At 60.5% G+C, this 11,475-nt stretch carries 6 protein-coding genes; 4 read left to right on the forward strand and 2 right to left on the reverse strand.

Annotated elements, in window-relative coordinates:
* The coding region (hpsA, locus tag NW853_RS13755; RefSeq protein WP_414349308.1) for a hormogonium polysaccharide biosynthesis protein HpsA at positions 1-3,812 on the reverse strand (3,812 nt) is incomplete at its 3' end.
* 237 nt (positions 3,813-4,049) lie between these two features.
* Here hpsA and NW853_RS13760 point away from each other — a divergent pair.
* A complete protein-coding gene (locus NW853_RS13760; RefSeq protein WP_414349309.1) occupies positions 4,050-5,828 on the forward strand; it encodes a flavin reductase in 1,779 nt (592 codons plus the stop codon).
* A gap of 50 nt (positions 5,829-5,878) precedes the next feature.
* The gene (locus NW853_RS13765; RefSeq protein ID WP_414349310.1) at positions 5,879-6,829 is read left to right on the forward strand and encodes a DUF726 domain-containing protein; all 951 of its coding nucleotides are present in this window, start codon (positions 5,879-5,881) and stop codon (positions 6,827-6,829) included.
* Positions 6,830-6,959: 130 nt separating this feature from the next.
* On the opposite strand, the gene pheT is transcribed toward NW853_RS13765, so the two are convergent.
* A complete protein-coding gene (gene pheT, locus NW853_RS13770; protein ID WP_414335353.1) occupies positions 6,960-9,437 on the reverse strand; it encodes a phenylalanine--tRNA ligase subunit beta in 2,478 nt (825 codons plus the stop codon).
* Positions 9,438-9,606: 169 nt separating this feature from the next.
* Here pheT and NW853_RS13775 point away from each other — a divergent pair, with 169 nt between their 5' ends.
* Positions 9,607-10,143: a thioredoxin domain-containing protein gene (locus NW853_RS13775; RefSeq protein WP_414335351.1), complete on the forward strand. Its 537-nt coding sequence runs from the start codon at positions 9,607-9,609 to the stop codon at positions 10,141-10,143.
* Between the two features lie 115 nt (positions 10,144-10,258).
* Positions 10,259-11,323, forward strand: coding sequence for a spermidine/putrescine ABC transporter substrate-binding protein (locus tag NW853_RS13780; protein WP_414335349.1), 1,065 nt, complete (start codon positions 10,259-10,261; stop codon positions 11,321-11,323).
* Positions 11,324-11,475 lie beyond the last annotated feature (152 nt).

The following is an 11,475-nucleotide window of genomic DNA, read 5'->3' on the forward strand; positions in this document are numbered from 1 at the left end:
TCCAGCACCGGGTTGCCCAAGGCGGAGATGCGCACGCCGAAGTTGGCATAGCCCGTGTCTGGCGCCCGCAACTGCCGCTCCGCCGGCACGCCACCGCCCGCCGTCCGGTCATCGGTGCTGTTGCGGCGGGCAAAGAGGGTGTCGCGGGCAAACACGTCCGGCCAGCCGGGCTGGTTGGTGTTGTCGCCCAGGTTCTGGGCCCCGCCGGTGTTGTCAAAGCGCAGGACGCCGGCGTTATTCGGATCCAGAGCCGGCCAGTTGTTGCCCCGGATCACCAGCGCCTGGTTGAGGAAGGAGGTGTTGCCCCGCGGGTTTGGGCCGCTGTTGCAACCGTAGTAGTCGTTGCGGCGAGGAGCCGAGGCACGCCCACCGGCGTAGTCCTGGCCGGAGTTATAGTTGCTGCCGCCGCCATCGAGGGTGCCATCCTGGACAAAGCCGTCGTCAATGCTGCCATCGCAGAAATCGGCAGAGAGGATATTGACCGAGTCGCCTATGATCTCGCTGGGCCGCCAGAGATCCTGGGCTGCCCGGGCAAAGCCCCGATCTTCATTCTTCCGGAGTCGCCCGTAGAAGTTGCTATAGAGGCCGTCTGATCCGAAGTTGAGGAGAGTCTTGAACTCTTCCAGCCGATCGCCTCCTGCCGTCTGGTGCAGGTTAAAGTCCCCTTGGATGTAGACGGGGTTATCAGAGATGAAGGAGAGGCCGAAGACGGCTTCATCGAGGTTAAACCCACCCCGCGCCAACACTGCCCCGTTGCGCAGCCGGAAGCCATAGGGCCGCCGATCCGGATCGGGGTAGTAGTCCACCGGCTTGGGGCTAAGCCCCTCGTTGGAGACAGGCGGATCGCCGACCGGTTGGTTGCGACCGGGCTGACCGGCATTCATGATGAAGGGAAGGGTGCCGCGGGCGTTTGCCGCTTGCCAGGCAGTTTGATAGGCGGTGAAGTTGGTCAAAGGCGGGCGGGCAATGGCATCCTCCCGCACCGCATCTTCCCGGAAGGCGTAGAAAATACCCCCTTCGCGGCCTTCTTGCACGCCGGCAGGCAGCCAAGTATCTCCGTTGATCAGCCCGTTGGCCTGACCATTGGCGTTGTTGGTCAAAAGGGCCAGGTCGATGTTGAGGGCCCGCACCGCCATTGCCTCGCGGCCATCGTAAAACACCGAATCTTTGAAGGGCACGCGATGGCACTGGTCGCCGACCTGGATCAGCTCCATCTGGTTGCTGTTGGGGTGGTTGCCACCGAGTAGGGTGCTGCTGGGGCAAGTGGCAGTGGCACGGGGCAAACGCCAGTCGTTGATGGTGGAGCGAGGCCGAAGAGCCACTTGCTCAAGGTCGGTTACTGCCTGGTAGGTGGCAGCCGGCAGCCAGGAGTAGGCGCCTCGCCGCTCGCTCTCTATGGGATCCGCCTGGCCAAAGTCGCTGGTGGGGAAGATGTAGCGCAGCGGCAGGTAGAAGCGCTTAGAGTCAGCCCGCTTGCCTTCACGGCTGGCTCTGATGTCACCCCAAAGGATCTGAGCTGCTGGATCCCCGGCGTTGGCAGCCGCCTCAATCCGCAGAATGTTGTCGGCCAGCATGCCCAGCATGCAACCCGCCGTCTGCAGCGTGGTTTGATCCGCCAAGCTAAGGTTGTTCGGGTTGTTGATGATTCGCCGCAGCTCGGAGAAGTTGCCAAAGGCAGTGATGAACGGATCTGGGTGGATGCGGCCCGCCTCCTGCCTGGGCGGATAGGCTCCGTCGGGGTCGCCGGCAAAATTGGCCAGGTTGGTCAGCGCCGTCCACAGGGCTGTGCCAGGCCGCAGCCGCTCTTGCATCGGCGCAGGGTCATATTCCCAGACGTTGGTGCCCTCGCCGGTGAAGAAGTTGATGCCCAGTTGGTTGGTCTGATCGCCGGCGGGGAAGGTGGAAGCCCGCCGCAAGCTCCAGGGAGTGCCGGGGTGAGCCACCGTGGCCAGGCAGGCGATGGGGAAGCGCCCATCTTGGTGGCTGTGGTGGTAAACAGCCGTGGCCTGCACCGCCGCCGGGTTATCCCGCAGGGTCAAGCGTTGCCGCGCCTCGTTGCTGATGAAAATGGCCTGTAGCTTAGTGGGATCATTGGGATCGCCCCCTGGCACCAACGGCAGCGGCAAAGAGTCGGTGCGGGTCAGCTCCAGGCGCTGCCCCACGATCACCCGCAGGCCTTCCACGCGGGCCCGTCGCTCCCAGTAGCCATCCAGCCCCACCTCGGAGAGTGCGCCCGGCGGCGGCTCGTCGGCCGTGAGGGATTCGCCCAGCTCATTTTCGGCCTCAGACGGGATTGTGTCACCTGCCCTGGCGTTGAACTTTTCGGCAAAGGTGGGCACGTTGCAGCCATTCTGCGGGTCAGGCGTCACGGGCGGACGTTCGTAGCTGGCCTTGGGCCCAAAGCGGTTGTCGGCCCGATAGACATCGTCCACGTAGGGAGGGCAGACCTGGTCGGAACCGGACTGAAAACCGCCGGCCTTGATCCGTCCGGGGTTGGGCTCCCGTTTGGCGTTGAGGGGAGAAGCCGCCCATCCCGCTGCATCTGAGGCATAGGATCCGCGGGTGCGGATGCGGCCGAAAAGATAGAGCTCCAGCGGATCCAGGGCCACACTCTCCGGCTCTACTCCGTTTTGCACCGAGTCAAAGTTCAGGTTGTTTAGCCGGGCCAACACACTCGGCGCTACGTCTTGCTGGCCAGAGTGAACATCGAAAATCAGGGTATCGCTCACCTGCTGGCCGGCGTAGCCAATAGCCCCTGCCACCAGCTCTCCGAAGGCGGTAATCTCGGAGTTATCTGCAGGCATGTAGAAGCAGGACTGCTCCGAGCTGATGGTGAAAGCCCGGAACAAGTTGTTGGGGGCATAGCGGAAGAAAAGGCTGCCGCCGGCGTAGATGGCGCCGTTCCAGTTGTAGCCCGGGGTGAAGAAAAACTCCAGGTCGCCGCGGCTGAAGGCCCCCCACTTGTTGAGGAGATCCCGCTTCCGATCCTGCTGGAACTGCAAAGCCGAGATGGCGCGGGTGGTGGAGTCGGCGCCTTGAATGGGCAGGGTGACGGCAAAGACCTGGAAAGGCTTGTACAGCGCCGATCCCACCTGGAACCAATCTCCCACGTTGGGGTTGGCGGTCTGCTCGGCGGGGTTGTCGGTACAAGCGCCCAGAGCCGACCCTTGCAGAGGGCCACTGCGGATCATCAGGCGCCGTGCCCGCTCCGTATCCGTTAGCCGGCTATCCTCAAAGCCGGCACTGGCAGCCCGACGGGTGTTGAGAATGGTGTAGACAGTTACGGAGTCGTTGACGCCGTTGTTGTCGGTGTCCACCAAAAACCACCAGGCCGGCGCCCGTACCGGCACAGGCAGGGTTTGCCCGGGGTTGTTGGGATCCTCCACCTCGATGTTGGTTGTAATTTCGAACTGGGTTTCATCGGGGAGGATGTAGGGCTCGTTCTCATCCCGCGGGAGCAGCCCTCCCGCCCCGTCGTTAATCAAGGCCGCGGCAAGTTGGGCATCGGTGGGGGTGCCGGCGGGCAGGCGGGGATCCCGCACCAGGTAGTCGATCTTGGCCCGCGCCCGGTCGATGGCGGCGTTGAGTTGTCGGCTAACCGTCTGCCCCGCTCGTTCCACCTGGGTTTGGATGTTGCGCTGGGTGGAGCGGGTGAGCAGGCCCACCGTTACCAAGCTCAACACCAGCACAATCAAGATGGCGACCGGTAGAACAAAGCCACGCTCGCGGATCCTGCGCCGATCCACCGGGATCTTCAGAGAGCCAAGCAGACGCAGGGCAAGTTTGAGCAACAGCGGGGAAGGAGCAGGCATGGCCGTATCTCAGATAACGGGGAAAAGAGGGAGCACCTGTGCGAGTGCCAAGATAGCAACAGTATGCAAGGGATCCCGAGTTTCAGACATCCCCACCTCTGGGGGGAAGCGCCAGCTTGTTCATGCTGTATTTGCTTTTGGTTAAGCCAACCCGCAGCCTCCCGCAACTCTGAAAGGGGATCCCCAGTCCTTCAGCTTCGTGGCAAGCTGAAGACAGATGCCGCATCGGAGGCTGCTATGGAGAGTAGGATCCCCGCCCGTGATGTCCAAGTGGCCCATATCGGCCCGTCCACGTTGGTTCTCCGCTCCCGCACCTGGGATCGCTTGAAGTTTGAGCTGGAATATGCCCGGCAACGGGGCACCACCGCCAACAGCTACCTCATCCAGGCCCGCCAAACCCTTCTCATCGATCCGCCGGGGGAATCGTTCACCAACATCTTTCTGGAGGAGCTGGCCCAGCACCAATACCTGCAGCGGTTGGACTTTATTTTGCTCAGCCACGTCAACTTTAACCGCATTGCTACCCTCAAAGCCCTATTGCCTCTGGCTCCCTATGCAACGGTGCTCTGCTCCAAGCCGGGATCCATCACGCTGCGGGCCGCCTTTGAAGAGATGGATCCCGTGCCCCGCAGCCGCGACGAAGAAGAGGCAGCCGATCTGGGCATTACCTACAATGGCGACCAGTCTTTCCGCCTGCGGGTGCTCCGCGACGGGGATCGCCTGGATTTGGGGGAAGGGCATGAGCTGCACGTTCGCACCGTGCCCACGCCCCGCCACCCGGATGCCCTTTGTACCTACGACCCGGCCACCGGGATCCTGTTCACCGACAAGCTGTTTGGCGCCCATGTCTGCGACGAGCAGGTGTTTGACGAGCATTGGCGGCAGCTCAGCGAAGACCGCCGCTACTACTTCGACTGTTTGCACCGCAACCAATTGCCCCAGGTGAAGGCGGCCCTGGCTAAGTTGGAGGAGTTTCCCGCCCAAATCTACGCCCCTGCCCACGGCCCCTTGGTGCGCCACAGCCTGCGGCGGCTGCGCTTGGATTACCACGCTTGGTGCGAGGAGGATCCTGGCGAGCAGCGGGTGGCATTGCTCTTCACCTCGGCTTATGGGAATACAGGCATGATGGCTGTAGCCCTAGCTCAGGGGCTGGAACAGTCTGGGGTTACGGTGGAGCGAATTAACTGCGAATGGGCCACCCCTGACGAGATCGCCCAGGCCCTGGAGCGCTGTCAAGGGTTCATCATCGGATCCCCCACCTTGGCCGGCCATCCCCCTGTCCAGATCCAAACGGTTTTGGGCATCATCCTCTCCTCGGTTTCCACCAGCAAGTTGGCGGGGGTTTTTGGCTCCTACGGCTGGAGCGGCGAAGCGGTGGATCTCATCGAGAGCAAGTTGCTCAATGCCGGCTTTTCTTTGGGGTTTGAGACGATCCGCGCCAAGTTTAAGCCCACCCCTGCAATCCTACAAACTTGCCAAGAGGCGGGATCCCAGTTTGCCCAGGCGCTGCGCAAGGCCAAGCGAGCGCGTGCCCCCCGCCAAACCAGCAGCGAAACCCAGGCGGATCGGGTGGGACAGGCCTTGAGCCGGGTGGTGGGATCCCTCTGTGTGGTGACCGCCCTGCAAGATGGGATCCCGCGCGGCTTTCTCACCTCGTCGGTGGCCCAGGCCAGCTTCAACCCCCCCGGCCTAACCCTTTCTGTAACCAGGGACAGCGAGGCGGAACTGCTTATCCATCCCCAAGCGACCTTTGTGCTTAACATCTTGCGGGAGGGCAAAGGCAGCAGCCTGCAGCGACACTTTCAGCGGCCCCAGCGTCCTGGCGAAGACCGCTTTGCCGGCCTGGCCACGGCCACTGCCGAAAATGGCTGCCCGGTTCTATTGGATGCCCTGGCCTACCTAGAGTGCTGTGTCAAGACCTGGATGGAGTGTGGCGATCGCTACCTGGTCTATGCCGAGGTGGAACGAGGCAAAGTCCTGGATCCCACGGGGGTTACCGCCATGCGGCGCGGGTAAGATAGTACTAGTATTTTGCTGGTCTCAGCTTCCAGGGGGTGCCATTGACCATGCAAGACATTCTTGAGGGGGTCTTCAAAGGTTTTGCCCAGATTGGCGGAAAAGTTGTAGAGACCGCCTTTGATATAGGCAAGGTTACCGGGTCAGTTATTGGTACAGGTATCGAGACCACCCAAAAAGCCGGAGGAATTCTTCTTGGCACGGGTCAAACCACTTTCCAAGTCAGCCAGAAAGTTACAGAAATTGTTGTTGACTGGACTATCGAAGAGGTTACTCACCGTAGGCCTTATTTGATCCGTATTGAACCCTCCCTGGGTTGGGACGAGGCCCTAGTTTTCATCAACGGTTTCCTTAGCGAAGGTGAAACCCAACCTTGGGAAAAAAGACTGTTGTGGGAGACGCTTCGACGTGCCGGATGGCAGGGATCCCTGTACTACCTCTGGTGGGATGCTTCCAGTCCTGTAAGCTTGACTTTATCTGCCCTGAAGCTTGGGGTAGGACTACTTGCCCACTGGGAAGCCCACAAAGCAAAGGCCAAAGAAGTGGGACTGAAGTACGCCTATCCCCTGCTCTCTGCTTTGCCGGAAAGGCAGATTACCCTGATGGGGTTTTCCTTGGGGGCAAGGGTAGCCTACTACATCATGCGCGGTTGGCCCCAGACTGCAGATCGGCGTCTTAAAGATGTTATCTTGCTCAGCGGTGCTGTTAGGAGGCAGGCCGATAAGAACTGGAGTCTACATATAGAAAATATCACCGGAAAGTTGGTGAATATCTACAACGAAGACGATTGGGTTCTGGCCTACGTCTTCAAAGCCCCTTCCCTCAACCGCAGCCCCTGTGGGATCAAGCCAATTAGAGAGTTTCACCCCAGAATTGAAAACCTCAATGCCACTCACCTAATCGGTTCAGGAGAGCATAGCTGTAAAGCCTATCTGCCTCACTTGGAGTTTCTTCTGGATCAAAAGCTGAACTGGAAAGCGCGCAGCAGCCGTTTGTTATAGGTCATGTTGATTTTTGACATTGAAGCCAGAAGAGAGCCGCGGCAACTGTAGAGAAAGGTGTTGATCTCCAACTCCCCTCTCCCCTTGTGGGAGAGGGGGGCGAGTAGCGGTTGGGGCATGAAGCGGTCACTTAGCTGCGCAAGGTAACCGGAAATTGTTTTGCCAACTGGGCCCTCACCTGGTTTTGCAGGGCTTCTACCTCCGCATCTGTCAGGGTGCGATCGGCAGCGCGGTACACCAGGCGAAAGGCAAGGCTGCGCTGCCCCTCAGGTACTCCTTGGCCACGGTACTCGTCGAAAAGCTGCACCGATTGGAGAAGTTCTCCGCCGGCTTGGCGAATGACTTTCTCGATCTCGCCAACCGTGAGGTCAAGCGGCGCAAAGAAGGCGATATCCCGATCGGCAGCAGGAAAAGGCGAAAAGGGAGCAAATTGCACAATGCCTCGTCTCTCCAGGCTTTCCAGTAAGGGATCCAACTGCAACTCAAACCCATAGACCTGATCCGGCAGGCCCTTTTCCTGGCAAAGGCGGGGGTGCAACTGGCCGAACAAGCCGATGCGGGATCCTGCGATCCACAGGCCGGCCTGACGACCGGGGTGCAGCAGCGGCGATTGCGCCTCAGGGGGATCCAGACGCAACTCCGGGCCAAATCCCAGCCGCTCCAGCGCCGAGACCAGCAGCCCCTTGGCCTCAAACCAGTCCATGGGTCGGTTGCGGTGTTGCCAATCGTGGGGATTGGGATCCCCGCCCATAATGCCGCCGACATGCTCGGCCTCTTGGTAAGGGTGGGGGCTGGTGGGCAGGGCATGGGCAAAGACACGGCCAATCTCAAAAGCTTGTAGCGGGCCGTTGCCTTGATCCCAGTTGAAGCGGAAGGCCTCCACCAGGCCGGGCAGCAGCGCCTTGCGCACAGCGGAGTACTCCGGCGAAAGCGGATTGGCGATTTTCACCAGGGAGCTGTCCTCTTCCGCCGGACAGAGGGAGATGTGGTACACCTCCGTCAGGCCAATGCCGCGCAGCACCTCTCGGATCTGGCGCGTGAATGTTTCTCGTGTCGAAAGGGATCCCACCTGCGGCTCGGTGGGCAAGGTTTCCGAGAAGCGGTCATAGCCGTAGAGACGGGCAAACTCTTCGATGAGGTCGATCTCCCGCTCAATGTCCCGCAGGCGATAGGGGGGAACGGCGACCTGCCAAACGCAGCGGGCCACAGTTGCCGTCTCGGTGGCGGGGGAGAGGGCACTCCGGGAGCTGACCTCCTCGCAGCGAGAGAGCCGAAAGCCCAAAGCAGACAAGATCTCTTCCACATCCGCTGCCTGCACCTCGTCCCCCAACACATCGATCAGCCGCGACAGCCGCAGCTTCAAGGTGCGCTCTAAAGGCGGACGTTGGTCGAAGCGGGTAAGGCCTACTACCGATCCGCCCGCCAGCTCCAAAATAAGCTCTACCGCCCGATCCCGAGCCTGATCGAGGGTGGCAAAGTTCACGCCTCGCTCATAACGGGTGGAAGCCTCGGTGCGCAGCGAGTGGGAGCGGGCCGAGCGCCGCGTCACCGCCGGATCGAAGAGGGCTGCTTCCAAAAAGATGCGGGTGGTGGTCGAGCTGACTTCGGTCTCTTCCCCTCCCATGACCCCGGCCAAGGCTACCGGTTGGCCGCCGGCCACAATGAGATGGCTGTCGGGCTGCAGGGTGCGGGTGTGGCCGTCCAAGGTTTTCAAGGTTTCTCCCGGTTGGGCCAGGCGCACTTCAAGGGTGGGCTTTTTCTTGCCCATGACCTGGAGCAGGCGATCCCAGTCGAAAGCGTGCAGGGGCTGGCCCCACTCCAGCAGGATCAGGTTGGTAATATCCACAACATTGTTGATGGGGCGCATCCCGGCGGCGGCCAGTCGGTGTTTCAGCCAGTCGGGGGAGGGGCCAACTTTCACCCCTTCGATCAACACGCCGCTGTAGGCGGGGCAGGCTTTGGCGTCAGCAATGCGCAACTGAAAGTTGGGGATGGGCTGGGCCTGCAGAGGCTTGATGGGCGGCAGGTGCAGCGGGCTGCGGGTGAGGGCGGCCACCTCGCGGGCGATCCCCACCATGCTCAGGGCGTCGGCGCGGTTGGCGGTGGAAGTCAGATCCAGCACCACATCGTCCAGGCCCAGCAGCGGGCGCACATCAGAGCCAAGCGGGTGCAGGCTGAGATCCAAATCGGGCGGAAATTCGTGGATCCCTGCCGAAGCTTTCTCCAGTCCCAGCTCGGCCAAAGAACAGATCATGCCCTCCGAGATCACCCCGCGCTTGTCGGCTTTGGCAATGGTAAGGGAGATGGCGGGCAAATAGGTGCCGGGCGTGGCCACCGCTACGAGGATCCCGGCGCGAGCGTTGGCGGCTCCACAGACAATGGTTGCAGGCCGATCGGATCCCAAATCCACCTGACAAACCTGCAGCTTGTCGGCGTTGGGGTGAGGCTCGGCAGCCAAGATCCTGCCCAGAACGACGCCGTCTGCCCAACTGCGGCGATCTTCGATCTCTTCCACCTCAAACCCTGCCAGGGTGAGGGCTTCCCCCAGTTCTTCCGGTGCAAGTTGGAAATCCACCAGTTCTCGCAGCCACTTCAAGGAGATGCGCATCGCTGAGCCATCGGTCAAACGCCGCACCCATTATCGCTCACCTGGCCCTCTTCTCCAGCCGGGATCCCGGCCCAAAATGTTGCTCTGGCCGGAGCCGGCAGGACAGGCTGGGATGCTAAAACGGTGAGAGCCAGATCCACCAGATGTGCCGATCGCGAGGTAATGAACCATGAGGGAAAACTGGACAGAACGGCTGCGCAACGGGCTGGTTGCCCTGGTGGCGGTGGTCATGGCGGCTGGCCTGTTTTTGGCTAGCCAAAGTCGTCAGGCAGGCACCCACCTAGAAGCTCTGGCCCAAGAGGCCATACCTTGGGAGCAAGCTCAAGCCAACGGCAAACCTTCTTTGGTGGAGTTTTATGCCGATTGGTGCACCACCTGTCGAGCGATGGCGTCTCTCTTGGCCGACCTAAAAAAAGAATTTGCCGATCAAGTCAACTTTGTCATGCTCAATGTGGATAATCCCAAGTGGCTGCCGGAGCTGAGCCGCTACCGGGTAAACGGGATCCCGCATTTTCTGTTTTTGGATCGGCAGGGAGAGGTGCTGGGATCGGCAATTGGAGAACAGCCGCCGTCGATTTTGCGGGCCAATGTGTTGGCTCTGGCCACTGGGCAGCCTCTGCAGTTGACCAGTATTGGGCCGGTGTCTGAGCTGGAGCGGAGTAGACCCACCCTCCCCAATCAGCCGGATCCCCGCAGCCACGGGTAGAGTTTTGGCCGAACAGAAGCACATTCACAACATGCGACATATAGCCATGCCGCTCCCAAAAACTTAAGACAAAGCAGATACGATGTCTTCAACTTTTCCCAGTTGGAGAAACCTCATGAAAAAGTGGATTGCCTCGGCTACAACCCTGGCCTTTTGTGTGCTGATCCTGGCTCTGTTTTGGCCCCATGCCACCCCTGCCCAGAGGCAGACCCTCAACCTCTACATCTGGTCAGAATACATTGATCCCGACATTCTCACGGCTTTTGAGAAAGCCACCAATAGCCGCGTGGTGGTGAGTGTGTACGAATCCAACGAGGACATGATCGCCAAGCTGCGGGGGGGCGGCGTCAGCCAGTACGACATCGTCGTGCCCACCGACTACGTTGTGCCCAACATGGTGGAGCTGGGCCTGCTGCAGCCTCTTAACAAAGACCTGATTCCCAACCTGAGCAACCTGGGCGAGAAATTTGTCGACCTGCCCTTCGACCCAGAGAACACCTACACCGCTGCCTACCAGTGGGGCACCACCGGCATCGGCTACCGCAAAGACCGCCTGCCGGAAAACTTCGAGCGCTCTTGGGGATTGATTTTCGACCCGCAGCAGCAGTACGGCCCCTTTGTGATGATCGATGAGATGCGCTCCATGATTGCCGCGGCAGCCCTCTACCTGGGCTTCGATATCAACACCACTGCTCGCTCCGAACTGCAGCAGATCCAGCAGCTTTTGATCGAGACCAAACGCCGCAGCGCCGGCCTCATCGGAGGCGTAGGAGGCAAAAATCAACTCGTCTCCGGAACGGCCAATGTGGCGATTGTCTACAGTGGCGACGCGCTGCAGGCGACCGAAGAAAACCCCAATATCGGCTATTTCGTCCCTCGCGAGGGCGCTCACATTTGGCTGGACGTGATGGCCATCCCTGCCAAAGCCCCCAATCCTGAGCTGGCCAATCGCTTCATCAACTTCATTTTGGATGCCGAGGTCGGCGCCCAGTTGAGCAACCACAACCGCTTCGCCACCCCCAACGCCGCAGCGCTGCCCCTGATCGATCCGGAAGATCGGAAAAATCCGGCCATCTACCCCGATGAAGAAACCTTTGCCAAACTGGGCTACCTCAAGGTGCTGTCAGGGGAAGAGCTGCGCCTCATCGACGCCCTCTGGACAACGGTGAAAAGTAGGTGAACGACTCCCGACACTCATCTTCGTTGAGTAAACACAACTTAGATAGAGTACGGCTTCACGCTTCACAGACTTGTTTGTACAGAGGTCTCAGCGTGCGGCCACCGTGCGACCCACGGCGGGAAACTCTCCAGAGATTTAACTTGTTCTCCTCA

The organism is Synechococcus sp. H55.11 (genome assembly GCF_047462475.1).
GTDB lineage: Bacteria > Cyanobacteriota > Cyanobacteriia > Thermostichales > Thermostichaceae > Thermostichus.

Bases quoted from the DNA above. Each gene is read 5' to 3' on its own strand.
- NW853_RS13780 (WP_414335349.1), top strand. From the start codon at position 10,259: ATGAAAAAGTGGATTGCCTCGGCTACAACCCTGGCCTTTTGTGTGCTG.
- NW853_RS13765 (WP_414349310.1), top strand. From the start codon at position 5,879: ATGCAAGACATTCTTGAGGGGGTCTTCAAAGGTTTTGCCCAGATTGGC.
- pheT (WP_414335353.1), bottom strand. From the start codon at position 9,437: ATGCGCATCTCCTTGAAGTGGCTGCGAGAACTGGTGGATTTCCAACTT.
- NW853_RS13775 (WP_414335351.1), top strand. From the start codon at position 9,607: ATGAGGGAAAACTGGACAGAACGGCTGCGCAACGGGCTGGTTGCCCTG.
- NW853_RS13760 (WP_414349309.1), top strand. From the start codon at position 4,050: ATGGAGAGTAGGATCCCCGCCCGTGATGTCCAAGTGGCCCATATCGGC.